21 protein-coding genes are annotated in these 16,419 nt (G+C 72.0%); 13 read left to right on the forward strand and 8 right to left on the reverse strand.

Annotated elements, in window-relative coordinates; all coding sequences use genetic code 11:
• Nucleotides 1-138: 138 nt before the first annotated feature.
• Nucleotides 139-933 (reverse strand): DUF2785 domain-containing protein, encoded by a 795-nt coding sequence (locus AB0P06_RS05095; RefSeq protein WP_363605173.1) that lies wholly within the window; start codon nt 931-933, stop codon nt 139-141.
• Between the two features lie 279 nt (nt 934-1,212).
• Here AB0P06_RS05095 and AB0P06_RS05100 point away from each other — a divergent pair, with 279 nt between their 5' ends.
• The 6 genes from AB0P06_RS05100 (at nt 1,213) to AB0P06_RS05125 (ending at nt 7,926) form a co-directional block, all read left to right on the forward strand.
• Complete coding sequence (locus tag AB0P06_RS05100; protein ID WP_363605174.1) at nt 1,213-2,655, forward strand: biotin/lipoyl-binding protein; 1,443 nt, start codon at nt 1,213-1,215, stop codon at nt 2,653-2,655.
• Nucleotides 2,655-3,458, forward strand: coding sequence for an ABC transporter ATP-binding protein (locus AB0P06_RS05105; RefSeq protein ID WP_363605175.1), 804 nt, complete (start codon nt 2,655-2,657; stop codon nt 3,456-3,458). The genes AB0P06_RS05100 and AB0P06_RS05105 overlap by 1 nt, the downstream gene beginning before the upstream one ends.
• Nucleotides 3,455-4,666: an ABC transporter permease gene (locus AB0P06_RS05110; protein ID WP_363605177.1), complete on the forward strand. Its 1,212-nt coding sequence runs from the start codon at nt 3,455-3,457 to the stop codon at nt 4,664-4,666. Before AB0P06_RS05105 ends, AB0P06_RS05110 begins: the two co-directional genes overlap by 4 nt.
• 30 nt (nt 4,667-4,696) lie before the next feature.
• Nucleotides 4,697-5,389: a DUF5666 domain-containing protein gene (locus AB0P06_RS05115; RefSeq protein WP_363605178.1), complete on the forward strand. Its 693-nt coding sequence runs from the start codon at nt 4,697-4,699 to the stop codon at nt 5,387-5,389.
• 284 nt (nt 5,390-5,673) lie between these two features.
• The gene (locus tag AB0P06_RS05120; protein ID WP_363605483.1) at nt 5,674-6,426 is read left to right on the forward strand and encodes a response regulator transcription factor; all 753 of its coding nucleotides are present in this window, start codon (nt 5,674-5,676) and stop codon (nt 6,424-6,426) included.
• A gap of 9 nt (nt 6,427-6,435) precedes the next feature.
• Nucleotides 6,436-7,926 carry a HAMP domain-containing sensor histidine kinase gene (locus tag AB0P06_RS05125; protein WP_363605179.1) on the forward strand — a complete coding sequence of 497 codons (1,491 nt, stop codon included), beginning with the start codon at nt 6,436-6,438 and terminating at the stop codon, nt 7,924-7,926.
• Nucleotides 7,927-7,986: 60 nt separating this feature from the next.
• Here the strand turns inward: AB0P06_RS05125 and AB0P06_RS05130 are convergent, their stop codons facing one another.
• Complete coding sequence (locus AB0P06_RS05130; RefSeq protein ID WP_363605180.1) at nt 7,987-8,649, reverse strand: helix-turn-helix transcriptional regulator; 663 nt, start codon at nt 8,647-8,649, stop codon at nt 7,987-7,989.
• 57 nt (nt 8,650-8,706) lie between these two features.
• Here AB0P06_RS05130 and AB0P06_RS05135 point away from each other — a divergent pair, with 57 nt between their 5' ends.
• Both AB0P06_RS05135 and AB0P06_RS05140 read left to right on the forward strand, forming a co-directional pair.
• The gene (locus tag AB0P06_RS05135) at nt 8,707-9,588 is read left to right on the forward strand and encodes an oxidoreductase (protein WP_363605181.1); all 882 of its coding nucleotides are present in this window, start codon (nt 8,707-8,709) and stop codon (nt 9,586-9,588) included.
• 114 nt (nt 9,589-9,702) lie between these two features.
• Nucleotides 9,703-11,067 carry an oxygenase MpaB family protein gene (locus AB0P06_RS05140; protein ID WP_363605183.1) on the forward strand — a complete coding sequence of 455 codons (1,365 nt, stop codon included), beginning with the start codon at nt 9,703-9,705 and terminating at the stop codon, nt 11,065-11,067.
• On the opposite strand, the gene AB0P06_RS05145 is transcribed toward AB0P06_RS05140, so the two are convergent.
• A complete protein-coding gene (locus AB0P06_RS05145; protein WP_363605185.1) occupies nt 11,046-11,951 on the reverse strand; it encodes a nucleotidyltransferase domain-containing protein in 906 nt (301 codons plus the stop codon). The two genes, AB0P06_RS05140 and AB0P06_RS05145, sit on opposite strands and share 22 nt — an antisense overlap.
• Before the next feature lie 70 nt (nt 11,952-12,021).
• Between AB0P06_RS05145 and AB0P06_RS05150 the strand changes: the two genes are divergently transcribed.
• Both AB0P06_RS05150 and AB0P06_RS05155 read left to right on the forward strand, forming a co-directional pair.
• On the forward strand, nt 12,022-12,675 hold the full coding sequence (locus tag AB0P06_RS05150) for an MOSC domain-containing protein (protein WP_363605187.1): 654 nt from the start codon (nt 12,022-12,024) through the stop codon (nt 12,673-12,675).
• 85 nt (nt 12,676-12,760) lie between these two features.
• Nucleotides 12,761-13,141, forward strand: a complete 381-nt coding sequence (locus AB0P06_RS05155) for a VOC family protein (RefSeq protein WP_363605189.1) — start codon at nt 12,761-12,763, stop codon at nt 13,139-13,141.
• An 86-nt stretch (nt 13,142-13,227) separates the two neighbouring features.
• Here the strand turns inward: AB0P06_RS05155 and AB0P06_RS05160 are convergent, their stop codons facing one another.
• The 4 genes from AB0P06_RS05160 to AB0P06_RS05175 form a co-directional block, all read right to left on the reverse strand.
• Complete coding sequence (locus AB0P06_RS05160; protein WP_363605191.1) at nt 13,228-13,428, reverse strand: DUF397 domain-containing protein; 201 nt, start codon at nt 13,426-13,428, stop codon at nt 13,228-13,230.
• Nucleotides 13,429-13,487: 59 nt separating this feature from the next.
• Entirely contained in the window at nt 13,488-13,709 is a 222-nt protein-coding gene (locus tag AB0P06_RS05165; RefSeq protein ID WP_363605193.1) for a DUF397 domain-containing protein, read from the reverse strand.
• Between the two features lie 164 nt (nt 13,710-13,873).
• Nucleotides 13,874-14,074, reverse strand: a complete 201-nt coding sequence (locus AB0P06_RS05170; protein ID WP_363605195.1) for a DUF397 domain-containing protein — start codon at nt 14,072-14,074, stop codon at nt 13,874-13,876.
• Nucleotides 14,037-14,903, reverse strand: coding sequence for a helix-turn-helix transcriptional regulator (locus AB0P06_RS05175; protein ID WP_363605197.1), 867 nt, complete (start codon nt 14,901-14,903; stop codon nt 14,037-14,039). Before AB0P06_RS05175 ends, AB0P06_RS05170 begins: the two co-directional genes overlap by 38 nt.
• Nucleotides 14,904-15,097: 194 nt before the next feature.
• Here AB0P06_RS05175 and AB0P06_RS05180 point away from each other — a divergent pair, with 194 nt between their 5' ends.
• The 3 genes from AB0P06_RS05180 to AB0P06_RS05190 are packed head-to-tail and all read left to right on the forward strand — an operon-like array spanning nt 15,098 to nt 16,079.
• Nucleotides 15,098-15,313, forward strand: a complete 216-nt coding sequence (locus tag AB0P06_RS05180) for a hypothetical protein (RefSeq protein WP_363605199.1) — start codon at nt 15,098-15,100, stop codon at nt 15,311-15,313.
• Nucleotides 15,313-15,561: a hypothetical protein gene (locus AB0P06_RS05185; RefSeq protein WP_363605201.1), complete on the forward strand. Its 249-nt coding sequence runs from the start codon at nt 15,313-15,315 to the stop codon at nt 15,559-15,561. Before AB0P06_RS05180 ends, AB0P06_RS05185 begins: the two co-directional genes overlap by 1 nt.
• A gap of 38 nt (nt 15,562-15,599) precedes the next feature.
• Entirely contained in the window at nt 15,600-16,079 is a 480-nt protein-coding gene (locus AB0P06_RS05190; protein ID WP_363605203.1) for an NUDIX hydrolase, read from the forward strand.
• Between the two features lie 12 nt (nt 16,080-16,091).
• Here the strand turns inward: AB0P06_RS05190 and AB0P06_RS05195 are convergent, their stop codons facing one another.
• The gene (locus tag AB0P06_RS05195) at nt 16,092-16,325 is read right to left on the reverse strand and encodes a GntR family transcriptional regulator (protein WP_363605205.1); all 234 of its coding nucleotides are present in this window, start codon (nt 16,323-16,325) and stop codon (nt 16,092-16,094) included.
• Nucleotides 16,326-16,419 lie beyond the last annotated feature (94 nt).

The following is a 16,419-nucleotide window of genomic DNA, read 5'->3' on the forward strand; positions in this document are numbered from 1 at the left end:
CCTTTTTCCCCACCCCCCGCTTGTCCTTTCGGCTGTAGGGCCGTTCGGGCTGGGGTGTGGGTGGTCGGCCGGGCCGACCTCCCACTCCGTTTTCGTTGCCGGCCGCGGCCCGCGGCCGGACCCGCCCGAGCTCCGCGCCTATCGTTTGACGATCAGATCGAGGACGGCGGCGATGCGTTCCTTGACCGCCGCACGGTGGCGGAGCGCTTCCGGTGCCGACTCGGTGCCCGGCGCTCGCACGCCCCGGTCCGCGAGGACATAGAGCAGGCGCAGCGTGCGCAGGCAGTTGGTGAGGTGGGCGGGAACCGGGGTACTGAGGCGGTCGGCTCCGAAGCAGGCCCCGATCGGGTCCAGCCATGTGGTCGCGTCGCGCTCGCTCAGGTCGGGCCGGGTGAGAACACGGGCGACCGCCCTCGCCAGCCGGTCGTCCTCCAGCTGGTCGAGCACGTGGTCGGTGGGCGTCGTCAGCCGCGTGGCGGCGAGGTGCAGCATCCGCACCGGATCCACCTCGGGGTGGCGCCCGAACCGGTCCAGCAGGTCCGCGCCGTGCGCGACGGCATGAAGCCAGCCGAGCTTCTCGTCGTAGCCGCGCAGATCCGTCTCCGCCGGGTACCACCGCTCGAACGCGTCCACCCAGCCGGCCCTGAAGTCCCCCTTCTCCACGAGCATGTCGAGCACGAGGGGGGCGAACGTGCGGGCCTGGATCTCCCGGTCCTGGAGGCGGGCGGCCATCTCGTCGCCCAGCGCCAGCCGCCGGGGGGCGTCGATCACCCCGCGGGCTATCCAGGTCGCGAGGACGGAGTAGGGCGCTCCGTCCCGGACCGCCGGATCGGGATCCCCCAGGGCGGCGGAGAGTTCTCGCACCAGTTCTTCCAGGGGGCGGTCGGCGGGTACGGCACAGTCGTCGGATTCGATCATGGTCCAGTCGGTCACGGCAGGCAGGATAGGCCGGCGCTGCCGTACCGCGCCGTGAATTACGCGGGCCCCGGACCTCCGTACGGCGGGCGGACCCCCGCCCGGGTGGCACCGGGCTCCCGGATGGCTGGGGGTGGCTGGGAGGCTGCTGGGGGTTCGGCCAACGAATGACCGGGCGACGGCCAAGCCGAGGGCTCGGGCCGGGCGACCCGTGCCGGAATGCCCGGATTCGGCCGGTCAGCCTTCTCCCAGGCGGCGTCCAGGGTGCCGCAAGAGCGCGCCGCGAAGCTGTGCGGCATGAAGGTGCTCCCGCGACGGCGTGGTGCCGTCCTCGTCAATTCCGCGCTCGGCGTGGCCCTGCTGGGCGGCGCCGCCCTGGTGTACACCACCCTGGACAGCGGTACCGGCGTGGCGGCCGGCAAGGCCCAGGTCCGGACGGCGACCGTGGCCAAGGGCACGGTCCTGGCCACCGTGTCCGGAACCGGCACCCTGGCCTCGCCCACCGACGCGGCCCAGGACTTCACCACCGGCGGGCGGCTCACCGCCGTCAAGGTGGCGGTGGGGGACACCGTGACCAAGGGGCAGGTGCTCGCCACCGTCGACACCACGGCGGCCCAGCAGCAGGTGGACGCGGCACAGGCGGCGCTCACCACGGCCAGCGCCAACCTCACCAAGGCGCAGGCCGGCGTCACGACCACGACCACCCAGCAGATCCCCGGCACCGCCAACTCGTCCGGCTCGGGCGGTTCCGGTGGCACCGGAGGATCCGGCGGCACGGGCGGCTCCGGCGGCGGTGGGGAACGCGGGGCGGGCGGGAGCAGTACGCCCGCCCCGCAGACCACCACGATCACCACCACCAAGGTCGACGACGCCGCCGTGGCCCAGGCCCAGCAGCAGGTCGCCACCGCGCAGACCAACCTCGCCAACGCCCAGGCGGCGCTGGCCGGGACGACGCTCACCGCCTCGGTGGACGGCACGGTCGCCTCCGTCTCCGGCAAGGTCGGCGACACCGTCGGCGGCGGTGCCCCGGGCGGCACCTCCGGCGGTACCGGCAGCGGCTCCACGACGGCGAAGTCCGGCAGCACAAGCACGGGTTCGGGCACCCCGAGCGGATTCATCGTGCTGACCAACCCGACCGGGATGCAGGTCACCGCCAACTTCTCCGAGCTGGACTCGCTCAAACTGAAGAAGGGCGAGGCGGCCACCGTCACCCTGAACGCGCAGTCCGACACCAAGCTCAACGCAACGGTGCTGTCGGTCAGTTCGCTGCCCAGCGGCGGTGGCGGCACCGGCGGTTCGACGGCCGTCCAGTACGCGGCGACGCTGCAGATCGGCGGTGACACCAGCAAGCTGCGCACCGGTCTCAGTGCGACCGTCTCGGTGATCACCGGTGAGGCGGACAGCGCGCTCTCGCTGCCGACCGCCGCGCTGGCCGGTACCGGCACCAGCCGGACGGCCACCGTCGTCCACCCGGACGGCTCCACCGAGCGGGTCAGTGTCGAGGTGGGCGTCGAGGGCGACACCACGGTGCAGGTGGTCTCCGGGCTCAAGGAGGGCGACAAGGTCGAACTCGCCTCCACCAGCGGGGGCAACGGCTTCCCGAACGGCTCCTTCCCGGGCCTGAACGGCGGCCAGGGCGGCCGCGGCGGGGCGGGCGGGACCGGCGGTGCGGCGGGCGTGGCCGGGGTCGGCGGCGCGGGCGGCAGTGGCGGCGGCGCGGGCCGGGGCGGTAGTCGCTGATGGAGCGTCAGGCATCCTCCGCGCCGCCCCCCGTGATCCAGATCCGCCGGGTCACCAAGGCGTACGGCCACGGCGACGCCACCGTGCACGCGCTGCGCGGCCCGGCCGACCCGGTCACCGGTGAACCGCTGGGCGTCAGCCTCTCCATCGACCAGGGCGACTTCGTCGCGGTGATGGGCAGTTCGGGCTCGGGCAAGTCCACCCTGATGAACATCCTCGGCTGCCTGGACGTCCCCACCGCCGGCCGCTATCTGCTGGACGGCATCGACGTCGGCCACCTGGATGAGGGGCAGCTCTCGCTGGTCCGCAACCGCAAGATCGGCTTCATCTTCCAGTCCTTCAACCTGGTGCCCCGCACCACCGCCCTCGCCCAGGTCGAACTGCCGCTCGCCTACGCGGGCGTACGGGCCGCGGAGCGTCGTCGCCGGGCGCTGGCCGCGCTCTCCCTGGTCGGCCTGGCCGAGCGGTCCGGCCACCGGCCCAACGAGCTCTCCGGCGGCCAGCAGCAGCGGGTCGCGGTGGCCCGCGCCCTGGTCACCGCGCCCGCGATGCTGCTCGCGGACGAGCCCACCGGCAACCTGGACAGCCGCTCCACCGAGGAGGTGCTGGGCATCATCGACGGCCTCAACGCCACCGGCCGTACGGTGGTGCTGATCACCCACGAGGACGAGGTCGCGCGCCACGCCAAGCGGGTGCTCCGGCTGGTGGACGGCGCGATCGTCAGCGACGTCCGGCAGGCCCCGGTGGCCGGGCCGCCGCCCGCGCTGCGCGGCGCCGCCGGCCGCCAGGGGGTGCTCGCGTGATCCTCTGGCAGATGATCCGCTTCGCGGTCGGCGGTCTGGCCGCCAACAAGGTGCGTTCCGCCCTGACCATGCTCGGCGTGCTGATCGGCGTCGCCTCGGTGATCCTGCTGCTCGCGGTCGGCAACGGCTCGTCGGTGGCGGTGAAGGAGTCGATCACCTCGCTCGGCACCAACTCCCTGACGGTCAGCTCCGGTTCGTCCTTCGGTGGCTCGCGCGGCGCGACCGCCGCGAAGAAGCTCACGGTCGCCGACGCCCAGGCGCTGGCGAGCGGCGCGGACGCCGCCGCGATCAAGTCCGTCGCGCCGGTGGTGACCACCAGCGGTACCGCGCTGTACGGGGACATCTCGTACAGCCCCGGCTCGATCGTCGGCACCTACCCCGCGTACTTCGAGACCGCCAACCAGAAGATCGGGCACGGCGACTACTTCTCGAACGACGACGTGCTCAACTCGCGCAAGGTCGCGGTGCTCGGCGCCACCACCGCCAAGCAGCTGTTCGACACCGCGGACCCGGTGGGCAGGCAGATCACCGTGGGCGGCACACCGCTCACCGTGGTCGGCGTGCTCCAGGCCAAGGGCGGCACCGGCTTCACCGACCCGGACGACGTGGTGATCGCGCCGCTGCCGACCGTGCAGAACGCGTTCACCGGCTTCGGCTCGGTCAACCAGATCCTGGTGCAGGCCACCTCGGCGGAGACCACCGCCGAGGCCCAGGCGGAGATCACCCGGGTGCTGCTCGGCACCCACGCGATCGCCGACCCCGCCAAGGCGGACTTCCGGATCAGCAACCAGGCCTCGCTGCTCACCGCCCGGGAGAGCACCACCAGGACCTTCACCGTGCTGCTCGGCGCGGTCGCGGCGATCTCGCTGCTGGTCGGCGGGATCGGCATCACCAACATCATGCTGGTCACCGTCACCGAGCGGACCAGGGAGATCGGCATCCGCAAGGCGCTCGGCGCTCCGCGCGGGGTGATCCTGGGGCAGTTCCTGACCGAGTCGACCCTGCTGTCGGTGCTCGGCGCGGGGCTCGGGGTGGCGGTCGGCATCGTGGGCTCGCGTTTCAGCATCGTCGGCATCAAGCCGGTGGTGATCCCCGAGTCGGTCCTCGGCGCCTTCGGCATCGCCGTCGCCATCGGGCTGTTCTTCGGCAGCTATCCCGCCAACCGGGCCGCCTCCCTGCGCCCCATCGACGCCCTCCGGCACGAGTAGGACGAGTAGGACGAGTAGGACGTGACACCCATGAGCAACGAGATCACCCCGGTCAATCCCGCTACCCCGGCCACCCCGGCCGAGCAGGTCGTCCTGCTCTCCACCCCGCCGGACGCCCGTGACATCACCGCCGAGCTGGCCGCGCCCCCGCGCCGCCGGCTGCCCTGGGTGACGCTGGCGCTGGCGGGCGGGGTGATCGCCACGGCCGCGTTCGCGGGCGGCGTCTGGTACCAGCAGAACCACGGTTCGTCCGGCGGGAAGACGGTCGCGGCGGGCGGGCAGCAGCCCCGGGCGGCGGCGTCCGGGGGCTACGGGCAGAACGGTTCGCGCCGCGGCGGCCAGAACGGCCAGGGCCAGGCCGGGCAGAACGGCCAGGGCCAGGGCGGTCAGGGCGGCGGTCAGGGCGGCTTCACCCGCGGCACGGTCAAGGCGGTGGACGGCTCCACCGTCTACCTCACCGACGCCAACGGCAACACCGTCAAGGTGACCACCGGCGACACCACCAAGGTGCAGCTCAACAAGGAGGGCAAGGTCGCCGACCTGCAGCCCGGCCAGAGCGTGACGGTGGTCGGCACCCCGGACGCCGACGGCGGCTACCACGCCACCCAGCTCGTCGAGGGCGCGGCCGGCGCCGGGGCGGGCGGCTTCGGTGGCTCCGGCGGCTTCGGCGGCTTCGGCGGTGGCAACCGCACTGCTCCCTCCTCGCCCGCCACCAACGGGTAGGGAGGAGGGGTCCAAAGGCTGACCCCGCAGCCTGCGGACGTCGGCGCGGTCCGGTCGAAATTCCTCCGGCGACCGGACCGCGCCTTCGCACGTCAGGGCCCGTGCGCACACCATCCAGCCGCACCCGGCGGGCTTGGCGGCCCAAATCCGCCCGATAAGGTGTTAATCCAACATTCATCGATGGCGCATAGCCTCCCCGGGCTAGCCTCAAGCTGAACGCCATCGTGCGACCGGGAGGCGGAACCCCCGTGCAAGGCACTGTGTCCACACCAGGCAGCTCGGCGGTGGCCGGCGGCCCTGGCGAGGCGTTCCTCCTCGTCGTCGACGACGAACCCAACATCCGCGAGCTGCTCTCCGCCTCCCTGCGCTTCTCCGGCTTCCGGGTCGCCTCCGCCGCCAGCGGCACCGAGGCGCTCGCCCTGATCGCCGCCGAACGCCCCGATCTCGTCGTCCTCGACGTGATGCTCCCCGACCTCGACGGCTTCACGGTGGTCGAGCGGCTGCGCGAGCAGACCAGCCGGGGCCAGCTCGCCGGCCCCGGCCACGGCCACCCCGGCGACCACCTGCCGGTGCTCTTCCTCACCGCCAAGGACGGCGTCGGTGACAAGGTCCAGGGTCTCGCCGTCGGCGCGGACGACTACGTCACCAAGCCGTTCAGCCTGGAGGAGCTGATCGCCCGGATCCGGGCGATCCTGCGCCGGGCCGGCGGCCCCGCCGAGGACGGCCGGCTGATCGTCGCCGACCTCACCCTCGACCCGGTCGCCCACGAGGTCACCCGCGGCGGCTCCCCGGTCTCGCTCTCGCCGACCGAGTTCAAGCTGCTGCACTACCTGATGGCCAACGTCGGCCGGGTGGTCTCCAAGGCGCAGATCCTCGACCACGTCTGGGCCTACGACTTCGGCGGCGACCTCTCCATCGTCGAGTCGTACATCTCCTACCTGCGCCGCAAGCTCGACTCCGGCCCGGCGCACGGCCCCAAGCTGATCCACACCGTGCGCGGCATCGGCTACGCGCTGCGCCGGCCCCCGCAGAACTGACCGCCGCCCGTGCTCACCCGGCTCTCGCTGCGCGCCCGGCTGCTCGTGCTCGCGCTCGCCCTGGTCACCACCGGGCTCGCGGTCAGCGACACCGTCGTGCTCGGCACCGTCCGGGTGCAGCTGGTGGAACGGCTGGACGAGCAGCTGCAGCGCTTCGGTGAACCGCTCTCGCACCGCTCGCCCAGCCGGCTCACCTGGCCCGACGCCAAGCAGTCGGCGGTCGGCGGCAAGCGGACCACCCAGTACCTGGCCGCGCTGCCCAGCCAGTACCTCGTCCAGTACCTCTCGGTGGACGGCAAGGTGCAGCAGGTCGTCCGCCAGCCCGTCTCCGACACCGACCCGGCGCCGCAACTGGGAGGCCTCGACCCCGCCGACACCGACCCGGACTCCCCCTTCGACCTGCCCGACCAGCGCGGCCACCGCACCTGGCGGGCCGTGGTCCTGCCGCTCCAGCGCCAGCCGGCCCCCGCCAGCGTCTTCGCCGCACCCGCGCCCACCCCCGCGTATCTGATGGTCGCCGTGTCCCGGGAGGACATCGACGCCACCGTCGCCAAGCTGCGCACGTCCTTCCTGGCGATCGGCGGCGCGGTGCTGATGCTGATCGCCGGGCTCGGCTTCTTCGCCGTCCGGGCCGGGCTGCGGCCGCTGGAGCGGATCGAGGAGGGCGCCGAGCGGATCGCCTCCGGCGGGCTCTCGCACCGGATGCCGGAGCTCTCCCCGGGCACCGAGGTCGGCCGGCTCTCCATCGCCCTCAACGGCATGCTCACCCAGATCGAGGCCGCGTTCGCCGCCCGTGCCGAATCCGAGGCCCGGATGCGGCGGTTCGTCGCCGACGCCTCGCACGAACTGCGCACCCCGCTGGCCGGCATCCGCGGCTTCGCCGAGCTGTACCGGATGGGCGCGCTGCCGACCGAGGCCGACGTCAAGCGGACGATGAGCCGGATCGAGAACGAGGCCGTCCGGATGGGCACCCTGGTCGAGGACCTGCTGGTGCTCGCCAGGCTGGACGAGGAGCGCCCGCTCGACCTCGCCCCGATGGACCTGCGCACCCTCGCGGCGGACGCCCTGCACGATCTCACCGCCCTGGACCCGACCCGCCCGGTGGCGCTCACCGGCCTGGCCGGTGTCGGCGCGCCGGGCCCCGCGCCCGTCCTCGGCGACGAGGCCAGGCTCCGGCAGGTGGTCACCAACCTGGTCGGCAACGCCGTGAAGCACACCCCGCCCGGTACCCCGGTGCGGATCGGCGTGGGCACCGACGCGGGCCTCTGTCTGCTGGAGGTCGCCGACTCCGGCCCGGGCCTCACCGAGGAGCAGGCCGTCCGGGTCTTCCACCGCTTCTACCGGGTCGACGCCTCCCGCAGCCGCCAGGACGGCGGCGGCGCCGGCCTCGGCCTGGCCATCGCCACCGCGCTCACCCACGCCCACGGCGGCACCCTCACCCTGCACACCACCCCCGGTGCCGGCGCCACCTTCCGGGTGGAACTGCCGCACCAGCGGTGACCTTTCGCCGTCCACGGCCTGCCGTCTCGTCAATTCGGCGGCCCCGGCCGGCCGATGAGGTCAGTGACCGGCGTCCGGGCCGTACTCCCGGGCCCGAAGACCGGCCTGGAAGCGGGAGGTGGCGCCGAGCGCCGTCATCAGCTCGGCCACCCGGCGGCGGTAGGTGCGCAGCGAGACGCCGAGCAGCCGGGCGCCGGTCTCGTCGGTGTGACCGGCGGCCAGGGTGCGCAGGATCTGCCGGGCCTGCCCGGTGAGGTGCGGCGGGCAGGCGCAGTCGGCGAGGTCGGTGGCGGTCTCCCAGCTGGCGCGGAACAGCGAGCGCACCCCGTCGACCACCTCCGGTGAGTGCACCACGGTGTACGCCCGCACGCCGCGCACCGGGGCGCCGGCCAGGATGGCGGTGCGCCGGTCGATGATGATCGCTTCGCGGGACAGCGGTCCGTCGCTGATCCGGACCTCGATGCCGGAGGCGGCGATCCGCCGCAGGCGCCGCAGCGACTCCGGGTCGGCCAGCGCGCGCCGGGTGTAGAGCTTGCGCATGGTGAGGCCGGGGACGACGTGCGGCCGCTTGCCCTCGGCGAAGGCGGCGTTGACCCCGGCCGACCACGTCACCAGGTCGGTGGCCGCGACCAGGAACTCCTCGCGCGAGCCGACGAAGAGGTGGCCGGCCCGCTGGACGAGTTCCCGCTCGCCGTGCAGGGTGATGATCCGGTCGGTGTTCATGGCAGCAACCTGCCAGATCGGACGGGGGAGTGGCGAGGGCGGCGGAGGGTGATGGGTATGACGACCACACCCCACGCCTCCACCGCCGGCTCCCTTCGACTCGGCGGCGACCTGCCGGTGTCCCGGATGGGCTTCGGCGCGATGAAGCTCCCCGCCCGGGACTGGGACGGCCCGGCCTGCGACCCGGAGCAGAGCCGTGCCGTCCTGCGCCGCGCGGTCGAACTCGGCGTCGACCACATCGACACGGCCTGGTTCTACTTCCACCGGGACGTCTCGGCGAACGCCCTGATCCGCGCCGCCCTGCACCCGTACCGGGACGAGCTGGTGATCGCCACCAAGGTCGGCCCGGGCCGTGAGCCGGACGGCGGCTGGATGGACCCGGCCGGTCCGGCGGAGCTGCGCGCGGCCGTCCACCGCAATCTGCGCGAGCTCGGGGTGGACCGGCTCGACCTGGTCTATCTGCGCCGGATGCCCAGCCAGACCGCGTCGATCGCGGATCGCTTCGCCGTGCTGGCCGAGCTGCGCGAGGAGGGGCTGATCCGCCATCTCGGCCTCAGCAACGTTCGCGCGGACCACCTCGCCGAGGCGCTGGAGATCGCTCCGGTGGTGGCCGTGCAGAACCGTTTCAGCGTGCTGGAGCACAGCGCGGAGGACGCGGCCCTGCTGGCCGCCTGCGCGGAACGGGGCATCGCCTTCGTGCCCTTCTTCCCGCTCGGCGGCTCCGGGGTGCCCGCCGATCCGGGGCTCCGGCGGGTCGCCGAGCGCCACGGGGCCACGCCCGCCCAGGTCATGCTGGCCTGGCTGCTCGCCGTCTCCCCGGCGATCCTGGCCATCCCCGGCACCTCCTCGCCCGCCCACCTGGAGGAGAACGTCGCGGCGGCGTCGCTGCGGTTCGGGGCGGACGACCTGGCGGAGCTGGGGGCGCTCGCCCGGCGGTGACCCGGAACGGGTGTTCGTCTGCAAATACCTTTAATCCCATGGGAGTTTCCTGCCGGGACCGAAGGGAAGACCGCCCGCGACGAGGAAGATCCGCAGCACCCCGGGGGTACCGAGATGGCCAGGCCCGACGCGTCCTTCCGGCGCGACCTCAGCGAGTGGCGGATCATCCTCGTCGCGTGGCGGCTGCTGGTCCTGCAGGCGTCCCACCCCGTGGTCGGCGCCGGCATGGCCGAGCACTCCACCTACCGCGCCCACCCCTGGCGGCGGATCGAGCACACCATGGGCAGCGGCCAACGGCTCTTCTACGCCGACGCGGAGAGCCTGCGCCGCGAGATCGAGCGCCTCGACCGCGCCCACCGGCGGATCCGCGGTACCGCCCCGGACGGCCGCCGGTACGACGCCGAGGACCAGGACACCCGGGCCTGGGTGCTCCTCACCCTCTTCGAAGCCGTCGTCACCATGCGCGAGTTGAGCGGCGACCCGTACCCGGCGGGCGAACTCCAGCGGGCGTACGAGGAGTTCGGGGAGGTCGTCAAGGCCTTCGGCCTCCCGGCCTACGCGCTGCCGGCCACCGCCGCCGAACTGCCCGGCTACGTCGACCGGATGGTGCGCGAGCAACTGGAGTTCGGCGAGTCGGTGCGCTACCTGCTGTACGACATCCTGCGCGAGGCGCCCCGTCCGCGCCGGCTGCGGTTCCTCGGGGCGGCCGGCTGGAAGGTGCTGCGGGCGGTGGTGGCCGCGGTGCTCACCAGCCTGACCGTCGCCGACCTGCCGCCCGCCTACCGCGAGCGCTTCGGTCTGGTCCGCACCCGCCGCGCGGCCGCCCTCTCCTGGCTGCTGCACCGGGGCGGCCGTGCGCTGATGACCCGGCTGCCCGACCGCCGCCGGTACCGTACCCAGGGGCCGCGGATCCCCGCCCAGCGCGGTCGTCCGCCCCGGCGGGACGCCCGCCGGCCCCGGCTGGACCAGTTCTTCCGCGAAGTCCTCGACCAGACCGGCGACGGCTTCGTCACCGCCCGCGACCTCCAGGCCATGGCGCACAACGTCTGCTGGCAGCTGGAGCTCACCGAGGCGGCGGAGGCCGCGGTGTACGCCGCCTTCGACGCCTGGTGGGAGCAGCTCCGCGCGGCCATGGACGCCAACGGCGACGGCCGGGTCAGCAAGGACGAGTTCGTCGCCGCCACCCTCGCCGGCTGCGACCGCGATCCCGGCTACCTCGAAGGCGGGCTGCTCCCCGCGCTGCGCGCCGTCTTCACCGCCGCCGACACCGACGGCAGCGGCTACCTGGACGCCGACGAGTACCGTGCCGTGTTCGGCGGCCACCGCGTCCACCCGGCGGAACTCTCGCACGGATTCCGCCAGTTGGACGTGGACGGGGACGGCCGCATCACCGAGGAGGAGTTCCTCCGCGGCTTCACCGAGTTCTTCACCGCCCGCGCCGCCTCCACCCCCGGCAGTCAGCTCCTCGGCCGGGCCTGAGGCGTCTCCTGGTCCTGAGCCGTCTCCTGGTCCTGAGGCGTCTCCCGGGCCTGAGGCGTCTCCCGGGCCTGAGGCGTCTCCCGGGCCCGCAGGGCGGCGATGGTGTCCGCGACCAGGGTGCGGGCCCCGGCGACGGTGGCGGTCAGCTCCTCGGGGCCGGCGCCCGGAGCCGCGAGCAGCTGGTGGGCACGGGGCCCGAAGCCGGGCGGGGCGCCGGGGAGGGCCGTGGCGACGGCCAGCGCGCCCTTCTCGTTCAGGCACCAGCGGCGGGCGTCGGCGTGCAGCGCCTGGACCAGGATGCCGACGGCCCGGGAGAGGCAGAGCGAGACGTACAGCGTGTCGGCCCGGGCGGCCCCCTTGGCGGCCGAGACGACCAGGAACTCCGCCTCCCAGACGGCCGCCGTCAGCGCCGCCCGCAGTGGCTCCGGGTACTCCGCCATGGTGGCCCTGGCTCTGGCCAACTCGCCGGTCGGATCGGCCAGTACCCGTCCGAGTGCCAGCTCGCCCGGGTAGCAGGGCGACCAGAAGCCGAGCGGGTGCCCCGCCTGTACGCCCACCTCGTAGCGGCCCTCGCGGCAGTCCGACCAGACCCGCTCGACCCGGTCCAGATCGCGCAGGATCCAGTCCACCGCCACGCCGTCCACCTCCAGCCAGGCGCCGCCGTTGACCCACGGCCCCCAGCCGCCCGGCCCGGCCACCTCGACGCCCGGGCCGGCCAGGGCCCGCAGAGCGCCGAGGTCGGGTTCGCCGCGGTAGTAGACGCCGAGGTCCCAGTCCGACTCCGGCCGGTGCTCCCCACGGGCCCGGCTGCCACCCAGCAGGACGCCGACCACACCCGGCACCCCGGCCAGCCTCCCGGCCATCGACTCGATGATCGTCCGCATGAGGTGGAAGTCTGGCACGGACCGGAAACCGCTCGCCGGACGTACGGGTCAGGCCGTACCGTCGAAGGCTATGAAGGTGCTATCGGTCAATGTGGGCAGGCCCCGGCAGAACCCGTGGAAGAGCGGCGTCGGCGCGACGGGGATCGACAAACGGCCGGTGGACGGCCCGGTGGCCGTCTCCGCCCCCGGCCCGAAGGGCACCGGCCGGGTGGGTCTGGCCGGTGACCAGGTCTTCGACGTCAAACACCACGGTGGCGACGACCAGGCCGTCTACGCCTACGCCCGCGAGGATCTCGACGGCTGGGAGGCCGAGTTGGGCCGCCCGCTGGGCAACGGCGTCTTCGGCGAGAACCTCACCACCGCCGGTCTGGACGTCAACGGCGCCCTGATCGGTGAGCGCTGGCGGATCGGACCCGACGTCGTCCTGGAGGTGTCCTGCCCGCGGGTACCGTGCGGCACCTTCCAGGGCTGGCTGGAGCGCGACGGCTGGATCAAGCGCTTCACCCGGGCCGCGGTGCCCGGTGCCTATCTCCGCGTGGTCACGCCCGGTGACCTCCACGGCGGCGACCGGGTGGAGATCGTCCACCGCCCCGCACACGGGGTGACGATCGCTCTCGCCTTCCGCGCCTTCACCCTCGAACCCGGCCTGCTGCCGGACCTGTTGACCGCCGAAGCACTTCCCGACGACCTCCGGGAGCTGGCCCGCCGGCGGATCGAGGCCTAGGATCGGAGGTACGGCATCGCGTGTCGGTCACCGGCTGGGTGAGGCATGGAGGTAGCCCGTGAGTGCCTTGATGGAGGCATTCCGCATGGCAGTTCAGTTGAATCACACCATCGTTCACGCCCAGGACAAGCGGGAGTCCGCCGAGTTCCTGGCGAAGATCCTCGGCCTTGAGGTCGGCGCCGAGTGGGGGCCGTTCATCCCGGTGGCCACCGAGAACGGCGTCACCCTCGACTTCGCGACCGTCCCGGCCGAGTCGATCGTCGCGCAGCACTACGCGTTCCTCATCTCGGACGAGGAGTTCGACGCCGCCTTCGCCCGGATCAAGGCGGACGGCCTCACCTACTACGCCGACCCGCACCTGAAGCAGCCCGGCGAGATCAACCACCACCACGGCGGCCGGGGTCTGTACTTCCTCGACCCGGTCGGCCACGGTATGGAGATCATCACCCGCCCGTACAGCAACTGATCCCTGCTACTCCCCGTTACGGCGAGGGGAGTTTCCACGGCGCGGGGCGAGCGTCGCGCGCTCGCCCGGCGCCGCGGGAAGGGTGATCAGAGGGTGTCGAACTCGCCGGTGCGGACGGCGGTGACGAAGGCCTGCCAGCCCGTCGGCGAGAAGCACAGCCGGGGACCGCCGGGGTCCTTGCTGTCCCGGACCCGGCCCGGGTGGGTGTCGTCCACCTCGATGCAGGCGCCGCCGTCGTTGTTGCTGTAGCTACTCTTCCGCCACTTCTCCTGCTGGTGTCCTTGCACGGCCGTACTCCTTCGAGATGTGCCTGATCATTGCTTGGGGCAACAGGAACAGGACAGTGTCAGACAGCGCCGAACTCGCCGGCCTGCACGGCGGTGACGAACGACTGCCAGACACCGGTCGGGAACACAAGAACGGGTCCCCCCAGGTCCTTTGAGTCACGGACGGGGACGATATCGGGGAGGTCGGGCGATACTTCCACACACGTCCCGCCGTTGTCGCTGTACGTGGACTTGAACCAGGAAACGTCGGACAGGTCTACGGGGATGGCGGCCTCAGCCATGGGTGGAGTTCCTCTCGTGCCTTGCGGATTGTTGCCAGTGATGCAGCCTGCGACAGCGCCTCAATGTCTCGGTAGTACGAGAGACGTAGCCTCGCTCAGGTGATTCGGGTTTTCAGAAGGCGCTGCCGCCCCGGTGCGAAGGGGCGGCAGCGCCGAAGGGCTGATCAGCTGGCGTCGAACTCGCCGGTGCGGACGGCGGTGACGAAGGCCTGCCAGCCCGTCGGCGAGAAGTGCAGCCGGGGTCCGTCGGGGTCCTTGCTGTCCCGGACCCGGCCCGGGTGGGTGTCGTCCACCTCGATGCAGGCGCCGCCGTCGTTGTTGCTGTAGCTACTCTTCCGCCACTTCTCCTGCTGGTGTGCTCGCACGGCCGTACTCCTTCGAGATGCGTCTGATCATGGCCCGGGAGTCCCGGGGTGACAGGGCCAGAGCCCTCAGCAGATCGTAGGACCTGCGGCGTTTGGCCACACCCTTGACGTCTTCGATGAGCTCGCCGTTTCGGGCGCCTTCTTCCCATGCCATCGACGGGCTGTCGGAGACTGTGTACAGGAAGAGAGAGCCACCCATCTCGGCGTGCTCCCCTGCGGTGAAGGGGAGCACCTGGATCGTGATGTGGGGGCGTCGATCGGCAGCGAGTGCGTCAAGCTGTCTGGCCATCACCACGTGTCCGCCGACAGGGCGATGGAGCGCGGACTCATCGATGATGAACCAGCAGTGGGGTGGTGTTTCCGAATCCAGGCGCTTCTGCCGGTCCAGCCGTGTCGTGAGCGACGTGTCCAGTTCTTGTGGAGTCATGTATGGATGCCCTACCTGGAGTGAGAGGCGGGCAAGTTCGGGCGTTTGGAGAAGTCCTGGGACGGTGGCGCAGGAGTACTCCTCGATGACAGAAGCTCTGGCTTCCAACTCGGACCATCGGCGGTACTTGCCCGGGAACTTTTCCTTCTTGGCGACTCGGTAGATCCGGCCGAAGATGCCGTCCGTTCCGAAGGCGGCATCAAGCTTGGCCGGAAGATCGGGCGGAGGCATCGATTCGGCGCGCTCGATGCGAGCCAGGTGCCCCTTGGAGATGTAACCGACTACCAAGGCCAGTTGGTCCAGAGACATGGATCCGGCGTGCTGGCGATGCGTACGCATCTCCCACCCGAAGAGGTCGCGGGCCGAACGCCCCGGATCCAGCTCGTTGGGCTTGAAGGCCATGGCGCCCCTCCGATGTGTCCATTCCCAGCGCGGCACAGAGCAACGCTGGTCAGCGTACCTGCGGTGAGCAACGATTGGGACACGGACAGTTAAGTTCGCTCTAAGTCTGCTTGTCTGATTGATGCTTGAAGAAGGGGTGGTTCGCCATGGGTGCCATGAGGTCGGTCGGCGAGCCGGAGAGAGCGGGAAGCGAAGTGCCACGGGTCCACGAAACCGAGGCCGCTCCGTCGATCGCCAAGCTCCACGGCTACGGCGTGCGTTGGGACCGTGAGGCCCGGCTCTACCGGGTGCGGAACGAGCTGACGGGGGAGTGGCTGCGTGGCTCCGACGGGGCGTTGTGCGGGTTCTCGTCCTTCAGTGTCGCCGAGAAGGCCTGGCGGGGGTTCGAGTCGCACCGGGTGGTGGCGTGATGGGGACCATGCTCAACCGGGCGACCGCCGAGTACCGGCGGGAGGCCGCCGTTGCCGTTGAGGACCTGGTCGCTGTCCTGGCGCTCGGTGACGCCAAGCTGCCTTCCGTCGAAGTGGACTGGGACTACGGGCGGTTGACCGGTGCCTATCTGATCAACCTCGGGTCGGCCCGAACTGCCCAGATCGTCCGGATCACGGACCTGCTGCGAAAGGGCCTGCGGTATGAGCGGCAAGCCGTCGAAGGCTGAACTCCTCCGTCGGCCGAGGCGGGAAGGTGGCCACCTCGGTGCGTGATCCCCGGTTGTCGGCCAAGCCCCCGGTCTGCCGGCTCGGCTGCCTCGTGCTCCTGCGGAACCGGCGAGGCCACGTCCTGCTCATCGACCCGGACTTCATGGACGGCCTGATCCTCCCCGGCGGCAGTGCCCGCCCCGATGAGCCCCCGCACGAGGCCGCTGCCCGGCACCTCCGGGCGGAGACCGGCCTCCACCGCCGCGTCACCCATCTCGTCGCGGTGGACTTCACCCCCGCCGACCGCTACCTGGAACGTCTCAACCTGGTCTTCGCCGGCGGCACCGTCGCGGACCGGGAAGCCGCTCGCATCGCCGTGCTGCCCCGGAACCGGAGCGGTCTGCTGGGCGCCCGGTTCGTCGACCCGTGTGAGCTGCCCGGCGTGATGAGCCCCGCCCAGGCCGCCCGCGTGCAGGAGGCTCTCGCCACCGTCCCCTACCGCTTCCCGTTTCTCGTCCACGGTCAACGGGCCGCCTGAAGAAGGCGGAGGCTACGCGCTGCGGTCGGTGACGAAGGAGCCCATCCCGGGCGTCGTCGTGATCAGGCCCTCTGTCCGCAGGGCGTCCGTCGCCTTGCGGACAGTCTTCCGGTTCACGCCCAGCTCGCTCTCCAGTTGCACTTCGGAGATCAGGTGGCGCGGCGGGTACTCGCCGCTCGCGATGCGCGCTCGCAGGAGCTCCGCGATCTGCTGCCACTTCGGCTGGGTGGGGTCGAACTCGATCACGGCATGACCGTACACAGGGGATGCCTTCCCCTCATAGGCCCGGGCATCCGGGTATAGGTATGGACAGGCGGGGATAGGGTTAGGTACCGTCGAA

This window comes from Kitasatospora sp. NPDC088351 (assembly GCF_040685575.1).
Taxonomy (GTDB): Bacteria; Actinomycetota; Actinomycetes; order Streptomycetales; family Streptomycetaceae; genus Kitasatospora.

Excerpts from the sequence above, each read along its gene's own strand:
- AB0P06_RS05100 (WP_363605174.1), top strand. The coding sequence starts at position 1,213 with ATGAAGGTGCTCCCGCGACGGCGTGGTGCCGTCCTCGTCAATTCCGCG.
- AB0P06_RS05105 (WP_363605175.1), top strand. The coding sequence starts at position 2,655 with ATGGAGCGTCAGGCATCCTCCGCGCCGCCCCCCGTGATCCAGATCCGC.
- AB0P06_RS05115 (WP_363605178.1), top strand. The coding sequence starts at position 4,697 with ATGAGCAACGAGATCACCCCGGTCAATCCCGCTACCCCGGCCACCCCG.
- AB0P06_RS05130 (WP_363605180.1), bottom strand. The coding sequence starts at position 8,649 with ATGAACACCGACCGGATCATCACCCTGCACGGCGAGCGGGAACTCGTC.
- AB0P06_RS05135 (WP_363605181.1), top strand. The coding sequence starts at position 8,707 with ATGACGACCACACCCCACGCCTCCACCGCCGGCTCCCTTCGACTCGGC.
- AB0P06_RS05140 (WP_363605183.1), top strand. The coding sequence starts at position 9,703 with ATGGCCAGGCCCGACGCGTCCTTCCGGCGCGACCTCAGCGAGTGGCGG.
- AB0P06_RS05145 (WP_363605185.1), bottom strand. The coding sequence starts at position 11,951 with ATGCGGACGATCATCGAGTCGATGGCCGGGAGGCTGGCCGGGGTGCCG.
- AB0P06_RS05150 (WP_363605187.1), top strand. The coding sequence starts at position 12,022 with ATGAAGGTGCTATCGGTCAATGTGGGCAGGCCCCGGCAGAACCCGTGG.
- AB0P06_RS05155 (WP_363605189.1), top strand. The coding sequence starts at position 12,761 with ATGGCAGTTCAGTTGAATCACACCATCGTTCACGCCCAGGACAAGCGG.
- AB0P06_RS05165 (WP_363605193.1), bottom strand. The coding sequence starts at position 13,709 with ATGGCTGAGGCCGCCATCCCCGTAGACCTGTCCGACGTTTCCTGGTTC.
- AB0P06_RS05175 (WP_363605197.1), bottom strand. The coding sequence starts at position 14,903 with ATGGCCTTCAAGCCCAACGAGCTGGATCCGGGGCGTTCGGCCCGCGAC.
- AB0P06_RS05185 (WP_363605201.1), top strand. The coding sequence starts at position 15,313 with ATGGGGACCATGCTCAACCGGGCGACCGCCGAGTACCGGCGGGAGGCC.